We start from the raw sequence: 24,446 nt of genomic DNA, 5'->3' as shown, positions 1-24,446 counted from the left end.
TCGAAAATTTGGGATACGGCAAATAACTTCTCTTCAGTTTTCCTCCAATCCACTCAATACGCTTTTCATTAGGTCAACAAAAAATCCCTGTAAGGGATTTCATTATTTTAAATTTAGGTAAATTCCACTAAACATAGAATGTTTACCTATATTAATTTTCAGGTATTTGTTTAGTGATTATATACCTATTATATAAGGCACAAAAAAAGGAAACCTCTGGGTTTCCTGATTTGGTATTGTTCATAAAATTAGGCTTTCGCGCTTTATGTCATTTCCAAGATAGCTTTCATGGAAATGATCTTATAGACGTAGGCTGCAGTTTCAGAATTCAATTTCAAGTCATAATAATTGTCTTTCTTTTGTCTTCTTAGGGAAGCTCTTAAACTTCCGCCACCAACGTTATATGCTGCTGCTGCCAATGTCCAATCACCGAACTCTTTGTGCAATGATTTCAGATATTTTGCCGCTGCATGTGTAGACTTTATCAAGTCCAAGCGCTCATCCACACTTCCATTCACTTTCAATCCGTACAATCTCGCGGTTGCCGGCATAAATTGCCAGTAGCCACCAGCTCCTTTATGAGAAGTTGTTTTCGGGTTCAGGCTACTTTCAACTACAGCAATGTACTTGAAGTCTTCAGGAACACCATAACTTTTCAGGATTTTTGCAATGCGGGGAAGTAATTGATCCGCCTTTTTGTGAATGTGATGTGAGGGCTTTTTTAGATAAGCAAACCTACTCAGGTACTTGTCTAGTTTTTTCTGTACAGTAACTTCTTCCAAAGGAATGTCAGTTTCTGCAAAAGAGAGCTGACTATAAGGGTCGTTTTCTGCCTCTTTCTTAGCCAATGTTTCAGATATATTGGCTTTCATCGAGTGGTCCAACGCCTTTCTAAAAGGATCGGCCATCTCTGGTTGGGGTTTCGAGTACAAGTTTGACATTAACATTAACATCAAAAGCGCACTACTACATAATACTCTTTTTTTAACCATTCATTCCCTTACTGCCACCCTATCCACGGAACTTGTTAAAACCGATCAAAAAGTAGCTTGGTGAAAAATCAAGCTCCAAAAGTACAGCTTATTACTTTAACGCACAAACAATAGTATTAATAAAGAAAGTTAATTAAAGTTAAAACCAAGTAAAATCTACGTTAAAAGCAATTTAAAGTAACTTTTCTCAAACTCTCCATTTTGTAACATTTTTGAACGAATATTTATGATTTATGAATCATGGTAAACCTATTTTGTACTAAAAACAATGATTCCAATATAAAATAGAGCAATTACAATAGCATGTTATTTCGAATTTTTAGAACTTTCAAACAAAACCTATAAAACATTATAAATTAGATTATTAGCCCTTAATTGAGGTTCAAGGGAGTTTTAGCCCATACTATTGTTGAAGCATTCTAATATTTAACAAAGTATTGTGTTTAAATGATGAATGAGTGAAAAAATTGCCTATCTTTGTGGCTCATTTTTTCGAATTATGCCATTCAATAGCAAAAGGAACAGTCGAGACGACAACTCCAGAAAATCAAGAAGCAGTTCAGACGGCTTCAGAAACAACAAAAAGGATGATAAATCATCCTTCGACTCATCGAGAAGTTACAAATCCGACAAATTTAATCGCGACTCCAATTCTGACAAGAGCAGATTTGACAAAGACTCCAAGTTTGGAAGAGATTCCAAATTCAACAAGGATTCTAAATTCGCCAGAGATTCCAAATTCAATAAAGACGGAAGACCTGATAGAGACGCGAAGTTCGGTAGAGACGCTAAATTCAACAGAGATTCTAGACCCGACAGAGATTCTAAATTCAATAGAGAAGGAAGACCTGATCGTGATTCCAAGTTCGGAAGAGATTCTAAATTCGGAAGAGATTCAAGACCAGATAGAGATTCAAATTTCAATAGAGAGGACAGACCAGAAAGAAAATCAAGGTATGGCGATGAAGCTACACCTAAAAGAGGTTCTAAATTCGGAAAAGACTCTAAATTCAATAGAGACGGTAAGTTTGAAAAACCTTTCAACTCCGACCGTCCATATAAAAAGTTTGATGGAAAAGGAAAAGACTTTGGCAACAAACGCTATTCCCGTGACAATGATGAAAGATCAGATCGCGACTTCCGTAAAGACAATTCCAGAAGACCTAAGCAAGAGAAAAACTTCAATGCAGAAGATGATGGTTTGATCCGTTTGAACCGTTATATCTCAAATTCTGGTATCTGTTCACGTAGAAAGGCTGATGAACTAATCGAAGCTGGTGTCATCTCCGTAAACGGTGTTGTGGTTACTGAATTGGGAACCAAGGTTGACCCTGCTAAAGATGAAATCAGATATAACGACGAACGTTTGAAACGTGAGAAAATGGTTTATGTTCTTTTGAACAAACCAAAAGATTATATCACCACTACAGATGATCCACAAGAGCGCAAAACCGTGATGCAACTTGTTGCTAAAGCGACCAAAGAGCGTATCTACCCTGTTGGACGTTTGGATAGAAATACAACAGGATTACTTCTTCTTACCAACGATGGAAACCTTGCAGAGAAATTATCTCACCCGAGAAATAACATCAGCAAAATCTACAATGTTGAGTTGAGCAGGAGCCTTAGTCAAGGAGATTTCAACAAAATCGAATTCGGTATTGAACTAGAGGATGGCTTTATCAAACCAGACGACCTTAGCTTCGTTGTAGGCGGTTCGAAAAAAGAAGTTGGCATTCAGATCCATAGTGGTAAAAACAGGGTCGTAAGACGCATCTTTGAATCCCTAGGATACGAGGTTGAAAAGCTGGACCGTGTGGTTTATGCCAACCTGACCAAAAAAGATCTTCCTCGCGGACGTTGGAGATACCTTGAAGAGAAGGAAATCATCCAATTAAAGCATTTAATGAAATAGCATACAAGGCGCAATTGGATTGCGCCTTTTTTATTTGAGCCCACTTTCGTATTTTTAACAAAATTAGAATTGATATGACAGACCCTAAATGTTTAACGTCGGTGGCTGAATTCCATAAAACATTTCAGCACCCGATTTTAGATCAACCTACAATCCCATCTGAAACTCGTTGCAAACTGAGAGTATCCTTGATCGCTGAGGAACTGAAAGAACTTGAAGAGGCTATACAGGACAAAGATTTAGTAGAAATCGCTGATGCTCTTTGTGATATCCAATATGTACTCTCAGGAGCGATCTTAGAATTTGGATTAAAGGATAAATTCAATGACCTATTCAATGAGGTACAGCGCTCTAACATGAGCAAAGCTTGCAAAACAGAACAAGAAGCTATCGAAACCCAACAACATTACCTTGCTAAGGGAGTGGAATCTTACTATAAGGAAATCGATGGTAAATACTTGGTCTTCAGAAAAGGAGATGACAAGACCTTAAAATCAATCTATTATTCGCCAGCCGATCTGAAGACGATCGTGGAGAAATAAGAAATTAGAACCACATAAAAAAGGATGCCAATCGGCATCCTTTTCTTTTTATATCGTCAGATCAGCTTCTCTATAGGCTGAGCCCTGCTTCACTCCTCTCTCTTCCAATCCTTTGTCGATCCGAGTCTGTATACCCGATTTAGGGAATCCCCAATTCGGTGCAATCAGCAATTCCTTGTCTGCGATACCAAATATCCTCTGGATAATGATATCCGGTCTCAATAATGGAATAAACTTCGCCAAGAAATCGGTATACTCCTCGATGCTGAACAAATGGAAAGGTTCGCGTTTATATTTAACACCCATGATAGAACCTTCTACAATATGAAGGTGGTGCAATTTCACAAACTTGATCTTGGGATGCTTATTAATTTCATCGGCATACTTCAACATCATTTCCTCAGTCTCCCATGGGAATCCAAAGATGGTATGTACACAGAGTTCCAAGGAAGTGTTTTCCAACATCTTCATCGTTGAAATAAATTCATCATGCGAACAGCCCCTATTGATACGTTCCAAGGTGTCATTATAGATCGATTCCATCCCCATTTCCAGATCCACATCATAGCGTTCGGTATAACTTTCCAATAATGCTATCTTCTCAAAGTCCAAGCAGTCTGGACGGGTACCAACGGATAGACCCAAGGTATGTTCCGGACAGATACTCAAGGCCTCGTCATACATCATCTTCAACAGATGCGTAGGCGCATAGGTATTGGTATTGGGTTGGAAATAGATAATGAACTTTTCAGCTCCATAGCTATTCCTTGCGCGTTCAATACCATTTTCCACCTGTTCACGGATGGAAGGGATCTTGCGTGCCGTATCAGGCGTAAAAGAATCTACATTACAGTAGGTACAGCCCCCATAACCCTTGCTACCATCACGATTCGGACAGGTAAAATTACCATCTACGATAACCTTAAAGACCCTTTGTCCGTCGTATTTCTCTTTCAGATAAGCCCCATAGTGGTTATAAGGCTTGATCCCATTATCTAATTGTGTACCCATTGAAATGCAAAGATAAGGAATTTTGAAAGAAATAAATGAATTGAGTTTAAGGGAGTTGAAGGGATGGTTGAACCAGGATGGATGGGATGGGAGGATGGGCCAAGATCTGGGAAGGGACCAGGATCCACTTGATGGGAGGATGGACCAGGACCACCGTTCCGCCTGAAAGTCCCCCATTCCGTAGGGGCGGATCGCATCCGCCCGCTGCCGTGCACCTGACCTGCCCGCTCCCTTACCGCTTTCCCAAAGTCCATAAAAACAGAAAGCCCGCTGTCTGTTGACAGCGGGCTCCCGTATAAAATTAGGCACCGACCTACTCTCCCACCTGTTACGGCAATACCATCGGCTCTGGCGGGCTTAACTTCTCTGTTCGGAATGGGAAGAGGTGGACACCGCCGATATAGGCACCTGAATACCTTTTTGTACATGGCCCCTTGGGGACCGTTGCACATTGACATGTTATTGGAAGAAAAGATCAGAAAAAGAGAGAGGACAACAGGTCTATCCGCATTGGAAAGCTTCGGGCTATTAGTACCACTCGGCTTTGGTCTCTCAACCTTTACACCTGTGGCCTATCGACGTCGTAATCTCCGACGACCCTTATGAGGAAGTCTCATCTCGTGGCTAGTTTCGCACTTAGATGCTTTCAGCGCTTATCTATCCCGGACGTAGCTACCCTGCCGTACACCTGGCGGCATAACAGGTTCACCAGCGGTCCGTCCAACCCGGTCCTCTCGTACTAAGGTCAGATCCACTCAAACTTCCAGCGCCCACAACAGATAGGGACCGAACTGTCTCGCGACGTTCTGAACCCAGCTCGCGTGCCACTTTAATGGGCGAACAGCCCAACCCTTGGGACCTTCTCCAGCCCCAGGATGTGACGAGCCGACATCGAGGTGCCAAACCTCCCCGTCGATATGAGCTCTTGGGGGAGATCAGCCTGTTATCCCCAGAGTACCTTTTATCCTTTGAGCGATGGCCCTTCCATACAGAACCACCGGATCACTATGTCCGTCTTTCGACCCTGGTCGACTTGTAGGTCTCACAGTCAAGCAAGCTTATGCCATTGCACTCCACGTACGGTTACCAAGCGTACTGAGCTTACCTTTGAAAGCCTCCGTTACCTTTTTGGAGGCGACCACCCCAGTCAAACTACCCACCAAACAATGTCTCCCGTATAACGGGATTAGAAACCGGATACAGAAAGGGCGGTATTTCAAGGTCGTATCCGCGATTCCTGGCGAAACCGCTTCAATTACTCCCGCCTATCCTACACATCCTGTACCCAATTCCAATGTTAAGCTATAGTGAAGGTTCATGGGGTCTTTCCGTCCCGTTGCGGGTAACCGGCGTCTTCACCGATACCACAATTTCACCGAGCTCATGGCTGAGACAGCGCCCAGATCGTTACACCATTCGTGCAGGTCGGAACTTACCCGACAAGGAATTTCGCTACCTTAGGACCGTTATAGTTACGGCCGCCGTTTACTGGGGCTTCGATTCAATGCTTCTCCTTGCGGATGACATCCCCTCTTAACCTTCCAGCACCGGGCAGGTGTCAGGCCTTATACCTCATCTTTCGATTTCGCAAAGCCATATGTTTTTGCTAAACAGTCGCCTGGGCCTTTTCACTGCGGCTTCTCCATCGCTGGAGGAAGCGCCCCTTCTCCCGAAGTTACAGGGCCATTTTGCCGAGTTCCTTAGCCATGATTCACTCGAGCACCTTAGGATCCTCTCCTCGACCACCTGTGTCGGTTTGCGGTACGGGTCTTGATGGCCTGGAGCTTAGCGGGTTTTCTTGGAAGTCTGCTTACCTGCGCTATCAGCGCCCCCGAGGGTTTGCTGTACTATCGGGCTTCGGCTGTACCGGCGGATTTGCCTACCGGTCCAATACCTTTGCCCTTCAACGAACTATTCCGTCAGTTCGCGGCAGTGTCACTACTCCGTCACCACATCGCAGCCATCAACAGTACGGGAATATTAACCCGTTGGCCATCGGCTGCCTCCCTTCGGATGCGCCTTAGGTCCCGACTGACCCTGATCCGATTAGCGTTGATCAGGAAACCTTGGTCTTTCGGTGGGCGGGTTTCTCACCCGCCTTATCGTTACTTATGCCTACATTTGCTTTTCCATCAGGTCCACCACGGGTCGCCCCGCGGATTCGCCCCCGATGGAATGCTCCCCTACCAGTGCAATAAATTGCAATCCATAGCTTCGGTACCGTTCTTGATGCCCGTTTATTATCCACGCCCGGCCGCTCGACTAGTGAGCTGTTACGCACTCTTTAAATGAATGGCTGCTTCCAAGCCAACATCCTAGCTGTCTGGGCAACCGGACCTCGTTAGTTCAACTTAGAACGGATTTGGGGACCTTAGCTGATGGTCTGGGTTCTTTCCCTCTCGGCCTTGGACCTTAGCACCCAAAGCCTCACTGCCGGCCATATCTAGCAGCATTCGGAGTTCGTCTGGATTTGGTAGGATTTGACTCCCCCGCACCCAATCGGTAGCTCTACCTCTGCTAGACTCCATGCCGACGCTGTTCCTAAAAACATTTCGGGGAGTACGAGCTATTTCCCAGTTTGATTGGCCTTTCACCCCTACCCTCAGGTCATCCGGAAACTTTTCAACGTTTATCGGTTCGGTCCTCCAGTACGTGTTACCGCACCTTCAACCTGCCCAAGGGTAGATCACAAGGTTTCGCGTCTACCTCGTCCGACTGTGCGCCCTGTTCAGACTCGCTTTCGCTTCGGCTCCTGGCCTTAAGCCATTAACCTTGCCGGACAAGAGTAACTCGTAGGCTCATTATGCAAAAGGCACGCCGTCACGGAATCGCTCCGCTCCGACCGCTTGTAAGCACACGGTTTCAGGTTCTTTTCACTCCCCTGTTCGGGGTTCTTTTCACCTTTCCCTCACGGTACTGGTCCACTATCGGTCTCTCAGGAGTATTTAGCCTTGCCAGATGGTGCTGGCGGATTCCCACAGGATTTCTCCGGTCCCGCGGTACTCAGGATACCACTATGCCTGTATTCTTTGCCTGTACGGGGCTCTCACCCTTATCGCGCAGTTTCCCACCTGCTTCCAGTTCATAGCACAGTACAATATCGTGGTCCTACAACCCCGCCCATGCCTTGACATGGACGGTTTGGGCTCTTTCCCGTTCGCTCGCCACTACTTGGGAAATCATTGTTATTTTCTCCTCCTACGCCTACTTAGATGTTTCAGTTCAGCGCGTTCGCTTCATTTGATGGCATGTCTTCAACATGCCGGGTTGCCCCATTCGGAAATCCACGGATCGAGTCGCATTTGCCGATCCCCGTGGCTTATCGCAGCTTATCACGTCCTTCATCGCCTCTGAGAGCCTAGGCATCCCCCGTGTGCCCTTGTTTACTTTCTTCACGCTACCACCCCTTTTGCAAAGTGGTAGGTTGCTTTTGGTCCCATACATAAAGTATGGAGCCTCTGTTGTCTTCTCTTGTTAATCTCTTTTCTTCCAATATGTCAAAGAACTCTCTGTTCAGATGTGAGTATCGAGATGTGGGATATGAGATATAAAATCCCTTAACCTACATAGCTCCGTGTGACCCCCTGGCATGGACCGGCATTGCACCGTCCCATATCTCAGATCTCACTTCTCATATCTAACCTGTGGAGAATAACGGATTCGAACCGTTGACCCCCTGCGTGCAAGGCAGGTGCTCTAGCCAGCTGAGCTAATCCCCCGTGTTTTGTGGTAGTCCCGAGCAGATTTGAACTGCTGACCCCTACATTATCAGTGTAGTGCTCTAACCAACTGAGCTACGGGACTAGCTTATCTCTCTCATCTCTCGGTGTCACCGGTTGTTGGGCAGTACGGTGTCTAGATACTAAATACTAGATACTCGGTACTGTCCCACAGGGTGGGCACTTTCTTCTGAATGTCTTTTTTTTCTGTATAGATCATGTATGTGGCGCAGCTCCCCCGGAGCGGGCTCTAGAAAGGAGGTATTCCAGCCGCACCTTCCGGTACGGCTACCTTGTTACGACTTAGCCCCAATTACCGGTTTTACCCTAACACGCTCCTTGCGGTTACATGCTTTAGGTACCCCCAGCTTTCATGGCTTGACGGGCGGTGTGTACAAGGCCCGGGAACGTATTCACCGCGTCATTGCTGATACGCGATTACTAGCGAATCCAACTTCACGGGGTCGAGTTGCAGACCCCGATCCGAACTGTGAATGGCTTTTCGAGATTGGCACCACATTGCTGTGTAGCTGCCCGCTGTACCATCCATTGTAGCACGTGTGTAGCCCCGGACGTAAGGGCCATGATGACTTGACGTCGTCCCCGCCTTCCTCTCTGCTTGCGCAGGCAGTCTGTTTAGAGTCCCCACCTTGACGTGCTGGCAACTAAACATAGGGGTTGCGCTCGTTGCGGGACTTAACCCAACACCTCACGGCACGAGCTGACGACAGCCATGCAGCACCTAGTTTCCTGTCCCGAAGGACGGGCGCGTCTCTGCGCCCTTCAGTAACTTTCAAGCCCGGGTAAGGTTCCTCGCGTATCATCGAATTAAACCACATGCTCCTCCGCTTGTGCGGGCCCCCGTCAATTCCTTTGAGTTTCACCCTTGCGGGCGTACTCCCCAGGTGGATGACTTAACGCTTTCGCTTGGACGCTTACGGTATATCGCAAACATCGAGTCATCATCGTTTAGGGCGTGGACTACCAGGGTATCTAATCCTGTTCGATCCCCACGCTTTCGTGCATCAGCGTCAATAACGGCTTAGACAGCTGCCTTCGCAATCGGTGTTCTGAGACATATCTATGCATTTCACCGCTACTTGTCTCATTCCGCCGTCTTCAACCGCATTCAAGCACTTCAGTATCAAGGGCACTGCGACAGTTGAGCTGCCGTCTTTCACCCCTGACTTAAAGTGCCGCCTACGCACCCTTTAAACCCAATAAATCCGGATAACGCTCGGATCCTCCGTATTACCGCGGCTGCTGGCACGGAGTTAGCCGATCCTTATTCTTTAGGTACATTCAGCCCGCTACACGTAGCGGGGTTTATTCCCTAACAAAAGCAGTTTACAACCCATAGGGCAGTCGTCCTGCACGCGGCATGGCTGGTTCAGGGTTGCCCCCATTGACCAATATTCCTTACTGCTGCCTCCCGTAGGAGTCTGGTCCGTGTCTCAGTACCAGTGTGGGGGATTCTCCTCTCAGAGCCCCTAGACATCGTCGCCTTGGTGGGCCGTTACCCCACCAACTAGCTAATGTCACGCGAGCCCATCCATATCCTATGAATATTTGACCGCCTCCCGATGCCGGAAAGCAGTGTCATGCGGTGTTAATCCGGATTTCTCCGGGCTATCCCCCTGATATGGGCAGGTTGCTCACGCGTTACGCACCCGTGCGCCACTCTCACCACCGGTAGCAAGCTACCGATGGATCCCGTCCGACTTGCATGTATTAGGCCTGCCGCTAGCGTTCATCCTGAGCCAGGATCAAACTCTCCATTGTAAAATGAAGTGTAAGACCAAGACTATTTATAATAAATAGAATCGTTGTCTTAATAAAATGTTTTCCTCCCGCTCCGGGATACCTGAATTGATTTTGTAAATCTTGTTCAGCTACCGTACTCTCGTACGGGTCGCTGCGCTACATGATCATTTAAAGAACTTATCGCGCCTGGGCATCTCGCTTCGGCTTTTTTATGTTGTGTCCCCTCCGTAAAGGAAGGTCGCAATCTGTCATTTTTTTCCGCTCCGGACATCGCGTCCGTCGCTGTTTCCCTTGGTTGGGACTGCAAAGGTAGGAACCTTTTTCGAAACCGCAAAATCTTTTTTAAAATATTTTTTGAGGCCCTTTTTCGGTGGCGTCCGTTCCGCGATTTCCCGCTTCCCTTGGCCGTTTTCCTATCTTTATGTCAGTGGCCCTGCGGCCGTCCCTCCCTTGCGGAGTGGTGCAAAGATAGGGACAAAATACCTTCACTTCCAAGGGGGCAGGCAAAGTATTTTTCGGCGAAGGGCATAACTCGCTGTAGCATTGCCAGATAAATTTTACTGGGGACAGCGAAAAAGGGGCAACAGGGATACAATAGGGGCGGAAACGGTACACCACGGTCCTGGGATATCCTCCCATCCGGGGGATCCTGGTCCCTACCCAGATCTTGGCCCATCCTCGGATCCCTTCCATCCTGGTTCAAATGCGTGTGGCGGGCGAATTCGATTCGCCCCTACCGTGGATCGGAACCCTGGTCCAAAAATCCCCCCTCCCTTTCCACCTGACCCCATTCGACCCACATTCGGAAATCTCGCAACGCAAACCATGCCATCCCCCTCCCGATCCCGCAAAATCAACGTCCCACCCTCGGGTACGCTGCGGCCGATCCAGCTCCCTCCACCGAAGCTTTCCCGAACATGCCCCGAATGAGTCCCGAACCAGACTCCCAGAAAAACACCTCAAAACCTTTCCAAAAAAAATGGGTGGACCGAAGTCCACCCACACTATCTATTTTACTTTACCCATTTATTGCCATCCACCACCTAAGGCTTTATAGAGAACGACCTGATTCAGCATCTTCTCTTTGTTGATGTCCACGTCGGCAACTTGCGCTTCGATCAAGCCTTTTTGTGCAGTGATAATATCCAGGTAGGTAACCCGGCCTGCTATAAACAGTTCTTCCGCAGCTCCGATGGAAGATTCCAAAGCAGCCACTTGGTCCTTCACATGCGTTGCACGAGTAACGATGGCATCTTGTGTGTTCAAGGCCAAGGATACTTCATTGACAGCATTCAGGACTGTTTTTTCATATTCCAGAAAGCTGATTCCATAGGAAGCTTTCATTTTTTCGTATTCTGATTTCAATTCCCGTTGTCTAAAGATTGGCATGGTGATACCACCGAATAGACCGTAGGTAACGGATTTGTCCAAACTGAAAAGCTTATCAAAGCTGAAAGACTGCAATCCCAGATAAGGCGAGATCGCTACGGTCGGCAAGAATGCCAAGCGTGTCGATTCTAACTCGTGGAAATCAGCTTTCAAGTCCATTCCTGCTTTACGGATATCGAGACGGTTATTTAACAACTCGTCAAGATTACCGACGGTCAGATCCTGGAACAGTAGGCTGCTACCAATTCCATTGCCATTTCTAGGGATGGGTTGATATACCCTTCCCAAAAGCGAATTGATCTGATGTTCATAGGCAAGGATCTCCTGGACCGCATGTGCACGATTCGCTTTGGACTGTGACAAAAGCGATTTGAACTGTTGTACGGCCAACTCATCGGCACGGCCTGCTTCCTTCTGCGCTTCGATAATTTCCAGGGCGCGTTCATGGAGCTTGATATTCTCTTCGTAGACCTGGATCTTTTCGTCAAGGCTCATCAGCTCATAATAAGCAGAAGCGATTGAAGTAATCAATTCCGTTTCGATCAAACGTTTCAATTCACTTTCCGACATCAGGTTCAAGAAAGCAGCTTCTCTCCTATTCCGAAGTTTGCCCCATAGATCCAATTCCCAAGAAGAACGTACGCCGACAAAATAATCTGGAATAAAGGGTTCCGGGATTTTCTCGTCATCTGTAAGGTTGTCTGAAAAATTGGAGTCATAATTACCAATACCTGATTCCGTATAGTGACCGTATTTCCTCAATCCACCTTCCACCGCAGCATCCAAGCTTGGATAAAGGGCAGATTTACGGAACTTGAAATTGGCCTGCGCCATTTCAATCCTATGGACCGCCTGACGGACATCCAGGTTATTTAGCAGAGCCGAATCAATCAAGGAGATCAATTGGGCATCGGTAAAAACGTTGCGCCAAGCTAAGCTCCCGACCGAGCTGGAATCTTTCATGACCTGATCAGCCTGTCCGGTCAAGGTCGGTGAGATATCTTGTTGGACACTCGCTTTAGGTACCGAACAAGAAGTGATGAAAAGCAATACCGCTACTGCCACTGCAGCTTGCTTGATTTTCTTTTTCTTTTCGCGTTTTGAGAAAAGAACCACCAAACCCGGAATTACGATAACTCCGATAATGGTACCGATAACCATACCTCCTACTGCTGCGGAACCAATCGTTCTGTTACCGATAGCACCAGCACCATTGGCTAGCATCAACGGAATCAAACCTGCAGCAAATGCAAAGGATGTCATTAAGATTGGGCGTAAACGTGCAACCGCACCTTCAATAGATGCCGTCAAAACATCCATGCCTTGCTTGCGTTTCAGGTTGGCATATTCTACGATCAAGATCGCATTCTTACCCAATAGACCAATCAACATGACGAGCGATACCTGTGCATAGATATTGTTTTCCAGACCGAATACTTTCAGGAACAAGAAGGCTCCGAATAATCCGGCAGGTAAACATAATAACACCGGTAAAGGCAACAAGAAGCTTTCATACTGTGCAGCTAATAATAGATACACGAACACCAAACATAATAAGAAGATGTAGGCAGCTTGGTTACCCGAGATTTTCTGCTCACGTGTCATCCCCGACCATTCGATCGCATAACCTTGAGGCAATTCAGCCGAAATGCGCTCTACGGCTTCGATGGCTTGTCCCGAACTGAAGCCGGGAGCGGCTTGACCGGTAATCATGGCCGATGTAAACATATTATAACGTGTGATCTGCTCAGGACCATAAACCCTTTCCATCGTCATAAAAGAAGAGTAAGGAACCATTTCGCCTTCTTCCGTTTTAACATAAAGGTTCAGTACATCCTCTGGTCGCTGTCTTGCAAAAGCATCCGATTGTACCATGACTTTGTACATCTGTCCGTATCGGATAAAGTTTGTCGCATATAAACTACCTAATAAGGTCTGTAGGGTATTCATCGAATTCTCTACAGAGATTCCCTTTTTGGCTGCCTGATCATAATCGATTTTGAGCATATATTGAGGGAAGTTAACATCAAAGGTGGTTGAAGCACTTTCAATGACTTCGTCCTGTTCCAATTTACTGATGAATTCATTCACCACTTCATTGGTCTGAGCCAAGTCTTCATTACCAGACCTATCCAATAACCTCAACTCGAAACCCGAGGAGTTACCGAAACCAGGTACGGTAGGTGGCGGGAAGAATTCGATTTCTGCATCAGCAATATGTGCCGTTTTCTCCCGAAGGATCTTCATGACATCATCTACCGATTCATTTCTTTCATCCCAAGCCTTTAAGTTGATCATCCCCATACCATAGGAAGCACCGGAAACTTCAGTTACGATACTATAACCTGCCAGGATGGAAACCGTTTCTACCATTTCCAATTCTCTAGAGATCTTATCGACTTCATTGAGTACCGCTTCGGTACGGTCAACCGTTGCTCCTGGCGGTGTAGTTACCGCCACATAGATCATACCTTGATCTTCGGTAGGAATAAATCCGGAAGGCAGGATTGCTGCGGAACCCCAAGTTGCGATGAACATAATAACTAACCCTAATAAAGTGATTATGCGACGACCTGCAATCTTGGAAAGCAACCCTTTGTACCCTCCGGAAATTCTGTTATATACATTGTTGAATCCTCTAAAGAAACGATCCAACCAGTTATTGCTTGGTTTTTTATCATGCGGGGAACGCAGGATAATGGCACAGAGTGCCGGAGTAAGTGTCAAGGCGTTGATACCTGAGATGACAATCGCTGCTGCCAAGGTCAGTGAGAACTGCCTATAGAAGATCCCCACAGGACCGGACAGGAAGGCGACCGGAACGAATACCGCTGACATCACTAAAGTAATGGCGATAACCGCCGAACCAACTTCGTCCATTGCCGCCAATGTTGCTTCCATTGGAGAGAGGTGTTCCTCTTCCATCTTGGCATAGACGGCCTCGACGACGACAATTCCGTTGTCGACGACGATACCAATGGCGAGCACGAGTGCGAACAAGGTCAATAAGTTGATGGAGAATCCCATCATCTGCATAAAGAACAAGGACCCGATCAAACAGACAGGTACTGCCAAAATTGGGATAATGGTAGCCCGGAAATCTTGAAGGAATATAAACACCACCAAGAAAACGAGAATAAAGGCCTCTACCAAGGTAATCAGTACACTGGAAATCGAGGCATTCAAGAAACGGGATACATCATAACCCATGGTATAGGTCATTCCCGGAGGGAAAGTTGCATCCTTCAATTCCGCCATACGATCCTTAACCCGTTGGATTACCTCTTGAGCATTCGAACCCGGCAACTGCTTGATCATGATCGATGCAGAAGGTCTACCATCGGTTTTGGAAACCATTTCATAATCCAGGGAACCAAATTCAACATCGGCGATATCCTTGATACGGATAATCGATCCGTCTACATTGGCACGGATCGGTATATTTTCATATTCACTGATTTCAGTAAACTTACCGGGATAGCGCAATACATACTGCTGCATATTGACGGTTTTATCCGAACTGATCCCGGTTTGTCCCGGTGCAGCTTCGATATTCTGTCTACGCAAGGCAGCCACCAGTTCTTCAGTAGAAATGGAATAGGCCGAAAGACGGTCCGGTTTTACCCAGATACGCATCGCGTAATCCTTCATACCCATGATCTGGGCGAAGCCTACCCCTTCAATACGTTTCAATTCCTTTAGGATATTGATATCGGTAAAGTTGTAGATAAAGCGTTCATCAGCTGTTTCATCATCTGTATACAAGTTCAGATACATCAACATACTGTTTACTTCCTTTTCCGTGGTTACCCCGGCTTTGATTACCTCTTCTGGCAATTCATCAAGGACGGTGGTCACCCTGTTCTGCACGTTTACCGCAGCAATATCTGGGTCAGTCCCCACTTCAAAGAAAACTTGGATCAGTGTATTACCGTTATTTGTGGAAACGGAGGACATATAGGTCATTCCGGCTACCCCATTGATCGCCTTTTCCAGTGGAATTGCCACGGCATTGGTACTTACTTCGGCATTTGCACCGGTATAGTTAGCCGTTACAACCACCGAGGGAGGAACGATATCGGGGAACTGGGTAATGGGCAAGGTAAACAATGCCAACAGACCCAAAAGGGTAATAAAGATCGAGATGACCAGCGATAGCACTGGCCTCTTAATAAATTTTTCAAACATTAAATCCCGCTCCCTTCTTAGTTTTTAACCATTTTTGGTTGAATAACCATTCCATCACGAAGGGATTGCACACCTTCATAAACTACTTTAGCATCAGCCGGCAGACCATTTTCCACAACGTAGTAATGTCCAACACGACGTCCGTTCTGGAAAGGGGTCATCTTAACGGTATCACCTTTTAAGGTATACACGTAAGCTTTGTCCTGGATTTCGAAAACAGATTTCTGATGAACCAAAAGCAGGTCGCCAGTTTGCACAGGCACCCCGATCCTTCCAGTTGCACCATGCTTCAATAGTCCATCGGGATTTTTGAATTTAGCACGAAGAGAAATTGATCCAGTACTGGCCTCGAATTCACTTTCCACGATTTCAGCGGTTCCTGTATTCGGATAAGCTGCACCATTGGCCAGGATCAATTGCACTTCTTTCTTAAAATTATTTCTGTTAAAGGAGGAGTCTGATGCAATACCTAGATATTCTTGTTCAGAGATATCAAAGTAAACATTCATGTTTGCCATATCAGATATGGTTGTCAAAAGTGATCCTTCTTCCAATAAAGAACCCTCTTTCAATTGGATCCTGTCAATTCTGCCATCAAATGGGGCACGGATCTGGGTATTTGACAGTCTTGTTCTAGCTTGGTTCAATATTGCTTCTGCTTCGCCAACTTTGGCATTGGCAGCGCGTAATTGAACTTTCAATAGATCATATTCGGTTGAGCTGACGATATTTTTCTGAACCAGTTTTTGGGTCCTTTCCATTTCCAACTCTACTTTTTTCACTTCGGCTTCAGCACTGCTGACCGCTGCTTGGGCTTGTGCCAAGTCAGCCTTGTATTCATCCGCAACTAAAGAGAACAGGACCTGACCTTTTTTTACGAATGCACCCTCGTCTACAAAGATCCTATCCAGGAAACCTACCAAACGAGAGCGTAATTCAACATTACGTTGAGATTGGATATCTGCGATATACTCTTTGTATACGACAGTATCCAGTTGAACTAATTGGGATACGGGTACGACTTTAGGTGCATTAGCAGTTGTCTTTTCGTTACTGGTAGCAGTACAGGACGCAACTAATAATGCACAACCTACTACTGGAAGTAGCACGTGTTGTTTTTTCATAGCAATTATAAAATATGGGTATTAAAAATAAAATAGAATACAATAGATGTTGGTTGCTATGCAGATGGCATAACAATCCCTATACTTCCAAGACTGAAAGCACAAAAAATGGAATTTAGAAAGGACGGTATCTATACAAGAACTGGTAATAGCCAGGGAGGCATAGTGTCTTGGACAGATAAAACGGATGTTTAATGGTTGATTTGACCCTGTAAAGTCTGGATATTAACCAGTTAAAGAAGAAAACTAATGGGATCAATCCTAGAAACAGGGAAAGGATTCGGTAATCATCGAAGATGATTTCAGGAAGAACCTCGGAATTTACAGGATGAGTAAGGTTAAGAACCTCTTCCAATACGACTTCGACTAGGGTTTCATTGGCTAGCACATTAGCGGAACCAAAAAGGTCGATAGACTTTACCTCCAAACATAGGACATTGAGGTAACCGAATAGCGCCAAGAAATGTAACAGTCGAAACATACGCCACAAAGATAAGCAAGGCGTTAAGCAAAAAGGTATTAGGAATGTAAAAAAACTGTGATTTTAATTTTTTGGGGCTACTTTTTCAGCTTCGGGTTCCGGATTGCTGGGCTCATCGTCAAACAAGATTCTTACCGAAGGAGTATAGGTATCCTCATGCTGACCGTTTTTGCTCGCCCAAAAGAACGCTCCTAAAAAGAACAGTGCAATCAATACACTACAGCCGATTAAGAAAAATATGATGTTCATAGTACAAAGTTAAATTAATTTTCTCCGTTTTGCATATCCCCTAGTCATCAAACTGGTGAAGGAAATAATAGTGACGGTACTGATAGGCATGAGGATAGCCGCGAACAAGGGCGACATGGTTCCCTGGACTGCGAAACTGATACCGATTACATTATATAATAGGGAAATGATGAAGGACATTTTGATGACCTTGACCGCATCCTTACTGAAATCAAAGAATTTTGGCAATTTATGGAATGCTTCGCCATCTAAGATAGCATCACAGCCGGGCGAGAAATTATTGATATCATCAGAAACAGCAATGCCCAGATCTGCTTTCCTCAATGCGCCAGCATCGTTCAGCCCATCACCCAACATACAGACTTTTTTGCCTTCCTGTTGCCATTCTGTGATTTTATCCAATTTGGCAGCTGGAGTTTGGTTGAACAGGAGTTTAGCCTTTGAAGGGAATATCATGCGTAAGGCATCAGCACGACGCTCATTATCACCCGATATTAAATGTAGGCCATATTGCTCCACTTTTAATTCATTGATGACCTCGGATAATCCTGTACGCCAAGATTGTTCAAGGGTAAAATATCCTTTTAAGGTACCATTGATCTTGACATATACCACAGAGCCTTCTAAATCGACTTTGGCAGTATTCACATAACTGGCACTTCCGATCTGAATGCTGAAATCTTGGTATTTTCCAGATTGTCCCCTACCCACGACCTCTTCATAATCCTCAATATTCAGCATCTGCACATCGCCCAACCATTTGATGATCTCTCTACTCAAAGGGTGGTTTGAGTTTCTACACAAGGAAGCTAAGAGGTTTCGTTCGATGGGATTTAAATTTCCTTCGAAATACATGCTGGATGCGTTAGGAGAAGAAATAGTACCAGTCTTATCAAACACGACGGTATCAATAGCGGCCATTTGTTCAATAGCGGCGGTATTCTTGATGTACAATTTATTTTTATCGAAGATGCTCAAGGCAGCTGAAAGGGTAAACGGCGAACTCAAGGCCAAGGCACAAGGGCAGGCAATAATCAATACCGCTGTGAATGCACCCCAAGCTTTATCGGCATTTCCTCCTAAAATCCAATACAAGGATGCTGCAAAGGCAATCATCAATAGACCGATGGTGAAATACTTACTGATAAAACCAACGAAGGTTTCAAATTTCTTTTCATACTGCTTCAGGCTGTCATTGTTCCAGAGCTTGGTCAAATAACTTTGGGATACTGCTTTGACTACTTCCAGCTCAATGGCCTCTCCCATCTGCCTTCCACCAGCGTATACGACTTCGCCCAATACTTTTTCAACGGGTTTACTCTCTCCAGTCACAAAGCTGAAATCTACCGATGCATTGCCATTCAATAATATGGCATCGGCAGGAATGATTTCATTATTGCGGACCAAGATCCGATCTCCTACCTGTAGGTCTGCGATCTGGGTAGGCTTTGCAATTCCTTCATCCAATACGGTGACTGCCACTGGAAAGTATGAACGGTAATCGCGTTCGAAAGAAATATGATAATAAGTTCTTTGTTGTACGTATTTACCAATCAAGATAAAGAACACCAGACTACATAAGGTATCCATAAATCCTGCTCCCGTCTGTGAAATGATTTCAAATGCCGAACGGAAGAAAAGCACGAAGATACCTAGTGCCAATGGCACATCGAGGTTCAAACGTTTCTGCTTTAGGCTTAACCAGGCAGATTTGAAATAATCAGATGCACTATATAATAGGACTGGAAGACCGAATGCCAAATTCATATAGTTGAAGAAATTGGAATACTGTCTTTCAAATTCTCCCATACCAAAATATTCTGGGAAGGAAATCATCATGGAGTTCCCGAAACAGAATCCTGCCACGGTGATTTTTGCAATCAGTCCATTTTGGTTGATTTTCTTTCCTTCTTTTACGACATCCTGTAGGGTAATCTTCGGATCGTATCCAATCTTGTGCAAGAGGTCTACCAGTTCACGAAGGGATAATTCCTCTTTTTTGAAAGTGATACTGGCTTGTTTTTTCATGAAGTCTACTTGCGAAGCCTTCACGCCAGGGTTCAATTTGTATAAATGTTCAAGCAGCCAAATGCAAGAGCTACAGTGGATGGCAGGCACATAGAAAGTAATGATGGCTTGCTCATTGTCTTGATAGTCCACCAATTTGGCAATGATATTGGGCTCATCTAGGTAAGAAAGGTCTTCTTTCTGTGCTTTTTGGGATTTTCCTGGATGGGTATTGTATTTATAATAAGATGCCATGTTGTTATCATTCAAGATCTGATAAACTGTTTGGCAGCCTAAACAACAAAAGCGATGGTCTTCTAAGATATAGGCAGCATCTTCCACCGGATCACCGCAGTGATAGCAAATTGTGTTTAATTGCAATTCCCCTTTTGTTGACATAGTATAAATATAAGGTTAAATAGCTTGACTGAATAGATTGTCTCTTTCTTTTGTTTTTTGCAAGCGTTCATCAAATGCCATACAGACATTGCGAAGGAAAGATTTTCCCAATTCGCTGATCTGAACGATATTTTGCTCAACGCTTACCAATTCATCAGCGATCAGTGGTTGAAGGCGTTCGATGATTCTTTCATTTAGTTCAAAGCCTTCTTTCAACTGAACTTTTCCACGGCACATCATATCCAGGATGTATTCACGGATGACAAGATCCTCATCATTTAGGATATGGCCTTTCACTACTGGCAATGTACCTTCGCCGATAAGCTTATGGTATTCTTCGACGGTTTTGACGTTTTGGGCAAAAGCTGTCCAAGCATCACTGATGGAAGAAACGCCTAGACCGATCAATAATGGCGTATAGCGATCTGCATATCCCATAAAGTTACGGTGCAGGGTACCATCCAAGGATGCAATATATAAGGCATCGTCTGTTTTGGCAAAATGATCCATACCTACGTCTTTGTAACCGCTTTCTTGGATCATCTGTTTGCCTAGTTTATATAGGTTCAATTTTTCCTCGCCTACAGGTAGGTCATGTTCAGTAAATCTGCGTTGACCTGGTTTGATCCAAGGCACATGGGCATAGCTATAGAAAGATATCCGATCTGGATTTAATTTCATAGAATGCTCGATTGTCATCCGCACCGATTCAGCAGTTTGCAGCGGAAGTCCATAAATCAAATCGAAGTTGATAGATTCATAGCCAAGGCCCCGTGCATCTTGCATGACGCGAGCGACATCTTCTACAGTTTGATGTCTATTGATGATAAATTGGACTTTCTCGTCGAAATCTTGGATCCCTAAGCTCAGTCTCTTAAAACCTAGATCGTAAAGGGTCTTTAAGTGTTCGTAAGTTGTATTGGCAGGATGGGCCTCGAAAGAAAATGAGGCATCTGCTGTTTTTTCGTTTCCTTCCAACAGGCCGGCTATCAAACGGTGCAGGTTTTCTGCGGTGAAGAATGTTGGGGTACCTCCACCTAAGTGGATTTCCGCAATCTTGAGTTTATCTTCATTCAAGATATCTTTATACATCTGCCATTCTTTCAGCAAGGATGTAATATATGGATCTTCGACTTGGTGGTTTTTGGTGATACGGGTATTGCAACCACAATAGGTACATAGACTCTCGCAGAATGGCAGGTGCACATAAATGCTGATTCCCTGATCTTTGGACTTGTTAAAGTTCAAAGCCACTCTTTGTCGCCAGTCGGCTTCGTTAAAACGTTCGTTTTCCCAGAAAGGTACTGTTGGATAACTGGTATAGCGAGGTGCCGCTACATTATATTTGTTGATCAGTTTGTTTAGAATCTCCGTTTCCATATCGTCTATATTTTACCTTTTTATTGCATTCCATCCTACATTGACAAGCATCCCCCGTACAGCCTCCTACCATCCATTGGGTTAGGTTCATGATGGTCTGTTTGGCAATTCCTTCAAGGGTATTATCGAATGGGACATTTGCAACGTGTATTTTCAATTCTCCGGCATAATCTAGGTCAATATGGTCGGTGGATCTCGATCGGGTGATAATATTTCTAATTCCGATTTTATAGAGTTCAAATAACATTACTCTATCCAACACATCGCGGTCGGAAATGATGACAGCCTCTTTACCGATGGCATAGTGCATGGTACTAAAATTCAACTCGTTTGATATCAAAGTCAAATCATGTACCTTACCATTTGCCTTGGCGAGGTGCTCCTTCTCAGGCCCCAAAATGTTATATGCAATCACTCTCATCCCTTAAGTAAAGTAGTTATTGTTCCAAAATTAGCGTTTAAGCAACCACAAACGAATGAACTGCATCATAAGAGAAAGTGATATAAATCATGTTTGTGGAGTGAAAAGCAACCGGGATTTAGTGTTTGCTGGGTATGAAAAGTTAGGAATTAGGGATCCTATTTTGAATAAATTGACAACAAACAGTATTGATCCAGAAGTAATTCGCATAAAAAAAGCGACCTGAAATTGCTTTCAGGCCGCCGTATTGGATATTTCTTCTATTAATCTTTTTTCTTGTTGTTCTTGACATCAGAAGCTAGTGAAGAGTCATCGTCCTTTTCGTTCTTCGAAGAAGAAACAACGATGTCTTTCTTTTCATCATCATAGTCCACCAAGATAGTATCACCGGTTTTAAGCTCTCCTTTTAAGATTTCTTCAGCGATTGGATCTTCCAGGTATTTTTGGATAGCACGTTTCAAAGGTCTTGCGCCAAAGTTGCTGTCATATCCTTTTTCAGCAATGTAGTTTTTGGCAGCTTCAGTCAAGTTAATTTTATGACCTAAGCCTTCGATACGGGCAAATAATGATCTAAGTTCGATATCAATGATTTTGAAGATATGCTCTTTTGTCAATGAGTTAAACACGATCACATCATCGATACGGTTCAAGAATTCAGGCGCGAATGCACGTTTTAATGCAGTTTCGATTACCCCTCTTGAATGCGAGTCAGCTTGGTTTTCTTTGGCCGCTGTAGTAAATCCTACACCTTGACCGAACTCTTTCAACTGACGAGCACCGATATTCGAAGTCATGATGATGATGGTGTTTCTAAAGTCAACCTTGCGACCAAGGCTATCTGTCAATTGACCTTCATCCAAGACTTGCAACAACAAGTTGAATACATCAGGGTGAGCTTTTTCAATCTCATCCAATAACACGACAGCGTATGGCTTACGGCGAACCTTCTCGGTCAACTGACCACCTTCTTCGTATCCTACGTATCCCGGAGGCGCACCGACTAAGCGAGACACAGCGAATTTCTCCATGTATTCACTCATATCGATTTGGATCAAGGCGTCTTCAGAATCAAACATAAAGCGCGCAAGCTCTTTTGCCAATTCAGTTTTACCAACACCTGTAGGACCTAAGAAGATAAAGGAACCGATAGGTTTCTTAGGATCTTTCAATCCTGCACGCGTACGTTGGATGGCTTTCACCAATTTCTGAACCGCATCGTCCTGACCAATGATCCTACCTTTCATGGACTCACCCATGTTGAGTAGTTTTTGACTATCGGATTGGCTGACACGTTGCACTGGGATACCAGTCATCATGGAAACCACTTCAGCTACATTATCCTCCGTAACGGTATAGCGTTTTGTTTTGGTTTCTGCTTCCCAAGCGGCTTTTTCTTTCTCCAATTCCTCGATCAATTTCTTTTCCGTATCACGAAGTTTGGCAGCTTCTTCATATTTCTGACTGCGGACAACCTTGTTTTTCTCCACCTTAACTTCCTCGATTTTCTCTTCGATATCGATGATGGATTGAGGAACATGGATATTGTTCAAGTGTACACGTGATCCTGATTCATCTAAAGCATCGATAGCTTTATCTGGCAAGAATCTATCCGTGATATATCTTGTGGTCAATGACACACAGGCATCAATAGCTTCTGGCGTATAAGTAACATTGTGGTGTTCCTCATATTTATCTTTGATACGGTTCAAGATTTCGATTGTATCATCGATAGAAGTAGGTTCTACAGTCACTTTTTGGAAACGACGGTCTAAAGCACCATCTTTCTCAATATACTGACGGTATTCATCTAGAGTAGTAGCACCGATACATTGGATCTCTCCACGTGCCAAGGCAGGTTTGAACATATTCGAAGCGTCTAATGAACCAGAGGCACCACCTGCACCGACGATGGTGTGGATCTCGTCGATAAACAAGATTACGTCAGGGGATTTTTCCAACTCATTCATTACGGCTTTCATACGTTCTTCAAACTGACCTCTATACTTGGTACCAGCCACTAGCGATGCTAGGTCTAAGGTAACCACACGTTTGTTGAAGAGTACTCTAGATACTTTCCTTTGGATGATACGCAGTGCTAGGCCTTCAGCGATAGCTGATTTACCGACACCGGGCTCACCGATCAGGATAGGGTTGTTTTTCTTTCTACGGGAAAGAATCTGTGAAACCCTTTCAATTTCTTTCTCACGACCTACGATAGGATCCAATTTACCTTCTTCGGCGGCTTTGGTCAGGTCGCGTCCGAAGTTATCTAGAACCGGGGTTTTAGACTTGATATCAGATACTTTTTTAGGTGAAGAGAATTGTGAATCTTCATCAGCGTATTCTTCGTCACCTCCTGGAGGCGTACTAGAAGCTTCATCAGTGATGCCAGTGGCATTCTGTTCGACTTCGGTTTTGAATACGTTATATGAAACATTGAATTGCTGTAAGATTTGTGATGCGATGTTTTCTTCATCACGTAATATAGCTAACAGGAGATGTTCAGTCCCAATGATATCACTTTTAAAAATTTTAGCTTCCAAATAAGTAATCTTCAAGACCTTTTCGGCTTGTTTAGTTAGCGGCATATTACTAATTGGAGAACGTGAAACGGAAGAACCTTTCACAGCATCCTCCACTGATTGGCGGACTGCGCCCATGTCAACTCCGATATTCTTCAATATCTTAATTGCCACTCCATCGCCCTCACGTATTAATCCTAGCAATAGATGTTCGGTACCGATATAATCGTGACGTAAGCGAAGAGCCTCCTCACGACTATATGATATAACATCTTTAACTCGGGGTGAAAATTTTGCTTCCATTAAATTCCTTTCTCAATTAAATTCGGGTGATCAACAGTAT

General features: G+C 44.6%; 13 protein-coding genes, 2 tRNA genes and 3 rRNA genes. 3 read left to right on the top strand and 15 right to left on the bottom strand.

Going from position 1 to position 24,446, the window contains the following annotated elements; all coding sequences use genetic code 11:
* Positions 1-263: 263 nt before the first annotated feature.
* Entirely contained in the window at positions 264-941 is a 678-nt protein-coding gene (locus CKW03_RS05460; protein WP_157739397.1) for a lytic transglycosylase domain-containing protein, read from the bottom strand.
* 505 nt (positions 942-1,446) lie between these two features.
* On the opposite strand from CKW03_RS05460, the gene CKW03_RS05455 reads away from it, so the two are divergent.
* Complete coding sequence (locus CKW03_RS05455) at positions 1,447-2,907, top strand: pseudouridine synthase (RefSeq protein WP_373865683.1); 1,461 nt, start codon at positions 1,447-1,449, stop codon at positions 2,905-2,907.
* Between the two features lie 74 nt (positions 2,908-2,981).
* The gene (locus CKW03_RS05450; protein WP_093094853.1) at positions 2,982-3,449 is read left to right on the top strand and encodes a pyrophosphohydrolase domain-containing protein; all 468 of its coding nucleotides are present in this window, start codon (positions 2,982-2,984) and stop codon (positions 3,447-3,449) included.
* Between the two features lie 48 nt (positions 3,450-3,497).
* Here CKW03_RS05450 and mnmL read toward each other — a convergent pair whose 3' ends face one another.
* Positions 3,498-4,460, bottom strand: coding sequence for a tRNA modification radical SAM protein MnmL/YtqA (mnmL, locus tag CKW03_RS05445; protein ID WP_093094852.1), 963 nt, complete (start codon positions 4,458-4,460; stop codon positions 3,498-3,500).
* 22 nt (positions 4,461-4,482) lie between these two features.
* Here mnmL and CKW03_RS20270 point away from each other — a divergent pair, with 22 nt between their 5' ends.
* On the top strand, positions 4,483-4,626 hold the full coding sequence (locus CKW03_RS20270) for a hypothetical protein (protein ID WP_157739395.1): 144 nt from the start codon (positions 4,483-4,485) through the stop codon (positions 4,624-4,626).
* A 134-nt stretch (positions 4,627-4,760) separates the two neighbouring features.
* On the opposite strand, the gene rrf is transcribed toward CKW03_RS20270, so the two are convergent.
* The 13 genes from rrf to CKW03_RS05375 all read right to left on the bottom strand — a co-directional run bounded on the left by rrf (position 4,761) and on the right by CKW03_RS05375 (position 24,406).
* Positions 4,761-4,872, bottom strand: a 5S ribosomal RNA gene (gene rrf, locus CKW03_RS05440).
* A 97-nt stretch (positions 4,873-4,969) separates the two neighbouring features.
* Positions 4,970-7,853: ribosomal RNA gene (locus CKW03_RS05435) — 23S ribosomal RNA — on the bottom strand.
* 252 nt (positions 7,854-8,105) lie between these two features.
* A tRNA-Ala gene (locus CKW03_RS05430) sits at positions 8,106-8,179 on the bottom strand.
* An 8-nt stretch (positions 8,180-8,187) separates the two neighbouring features.
* A tRNA-Ile gene (locus CKW03_RS05425) sits at positions 8,188-8,264 on the bottom strand.
* A gap of 169 nt (positions 8,265-8,433) precedes the next feature.
* A 16S ribosomal RNA gene (locus CKW03_RS05420) occupies positions 8,434-9,961 on the bottom strand.
* The 16S, 23S and 5S rRNA genes sit together here with 2 tRNA genes alongside, the layout of an rRNA operon.
* Before the next feature lie 1,008 nt (positions 9,962-10,969).
* The gene (locus tag CKW03_RS05410; protein WP_093099047.1) at positions 10,970-15,520 is read right to left on the bottom strand and encodes an efflux RND transporter permease subunit; all 4,551 of its coding nucleotides are present in this window, start codon (positions 15,518-15,520) and stop codon (positions 10,970-10,972) included.
* A 17-nt stretch (positions 15,521-15,537) separates the two neighbouring features.
* Positions 15,538-16,644 (bottom strand): efflux RND transporter periplasmic adaptor subunit, encoded by a 1,107-nt coding sequence (locus CKW03_RS05405; protein ID WP_093099045.1) that lies wholly within the window; start codon positions 16,642-16,644, stop codon positions 15,538-15,540.
* A gap of 115 nt (positions 16,645-16,759) precedes the next feature.
* On the bottom strand, positions 16,760-17,125 hold the full coding sequence (locus CKW03_RS05400) for a hypothetical protein (RefSeq protein WP_093099043.1): 366 nt from the start codon (positions 17,123-17,125) through the stop codon (positions 16,760-16,762).
* Positions 17,126-17,188: 63 nt separating this feature from the next.
* Positions 17,189-17,374, bottom strand: a complete 186-nt coding sequence (ccoS, locus tag CKW03_RS05395) for a cbb3-type cytochrome oxidase assembly protein CcoS (RefSeq protein ID WP_093099041.1) — start codon at positions 17,372-17,374, stop codon at positions 17,189-17,191.
* 9 nt (positions 17,375-17,383) lie between these two features.
* Positions 17,384-19,780: a heavy metal translocating P-type ATPase gene (locus CKW03_RS05390; RefSeq protein ID WP_093099039.1), complete on the bottom strand. Its 2,397-nt coding sequence runs from the start codon at positions 19,778-19,780 to the stop codon at positions 17,384-17,386.
* A gap of 15 nt (positions 19,781-19,795) precedes the next feature.
* Complete coding sequence (gene hemN, locus CKW03_RS05385; RefSeq protein WP_093099037.1) at positions 19,796-21,160, bottom strand: oxygen-independent coproporphyrinogen III oxidase; 1,365 nt, start codon at positions 21,158-21,160, stop codon at positions 19,796-19,798.
* Positions 21,120-21,581: a Rossmann-fold NAD(P)-binding domain-containing protein gene (locus CKW03_RS05380; RefSeq protein WP_093099035.1), complete on the bottom strand. Its 462-nt coding sequence runs from the start codon at positions 21,579-21,581 to the stop codon at positions 21,120-21,122. Before CKW03_RS05380 ends, hemN begins: the two co-directional genes overlap by 41 nt.
* Positions 21,582-21,844: 263 nt before the next feature.
* Positions 21,845-24,406 carry an ATP-dependent Clp protease ATP-binding subunit gene (locus CKW03_RS05375; protein WP_093099033.1) on the bottom strand — a complete coding sequence of 854 codons (2,562 nt, stop codon included), beginning with the start codon at positions 24,404-24,406 and terminating at the stop codon, positions 21,845-21,847.
* Between the last annotated feature and the right edge of the window lie 40 nt (positions 24,407-24,446).

The sequence above is a fragment of the Sphingobacterium mizutaii genome (assembly GCF_900187125.1).
Taxonomy (GTDB): Bacteria; Bacteroidota; Bacteroidia; order Sphingobacteriales; family Sphingobacteriaceae; genus Sphingobacterium; species Sphingobacterium mizutaii.
Note: the sequence above shows the minus strand (reverse complement) of the source record. Positions and strands in the feature narration are given on the sequence as shown.

Coding starts and splice junctions, on each gene's coding strand:
- CKW03_RS05390 (WP_093099039.1), bottom strand. CDS start 19,780: ATGTCAACAAAAGGGGAATTGCAATTAAACACAATTTGCTATCACTGC.
- CKW03_RS05400 (WP_093099043.1), bottom strand. CDS start 17,125: ATGTTTCGACTGTTACATTTCTTGGCGCTATTCGGTTACCTCAATGTC.
- CKW03_RS05455 (WP_373865683.1), top strand. CDS start 1,447: ATGAGTGAAAAAATTGCCTATCTTTGTGGCTCATTTTTTCGAATTATG.
- hemN (WP_093099037.1), bottom strand. CDS start 21,160: ATGGAAACGGAGATTCTAAACAAACTGATCAACAAATATAATGTAGCG.
- CKW03_RS05380 (WP_093099035.1), bottom strand. CDS start 21,581: ATGAGAGTGATTGCATATAACATTTTGGGGCCTGAGAAGGAGCACCTC.
- mnmL (WP_093094852.1), bottom strand. CDS start 4,460: ATGGGTACACAATTAGATAATGGGATCAAGCCTTATAACCACTATGGG.
- ccoS (WP_093099041.1), bottom strand. CDS start 17,374: ATGAACATCATATTTTTCTTAATCGGCTGTAGTGTATTGATTGCACTG.
- CKW03_RS05410 (WP_093099047.1), bottom strand. CDS start 15,520: ATGTTTGAAAAATTTATTAAGAGGCCAGTGCTATCGCTGGTCATCTCG.
- CKW03_RS05460 (WP_157739397.1), bottom strand. CDS start 941: ATGTCAAACTTGTACTCGAAACCCCAACCAGAGATGGCCGATCCTTTT.
- CKW03_RS05375 (WP_093099033.1), bottom strand. CDS start 24,406: ATGGAAGCAAAATTTTCACCCCGAGTTAAAGATGTTATATCATATAGT.
- CKW03_RS05450 (WP_093094853.1), top strand. CDS start 2,982: ATGACAGACCCTAAATGTTTAACGTCGGTGGCTGAATTCCATAAAACA.
- CKW03_RS05405 (WP_093099045.1), bottom strand. CDS start 16,644: ATGAAAAAACAACACGTGCTACTTCCAGTAGTAGGTTGTGCATTATTA.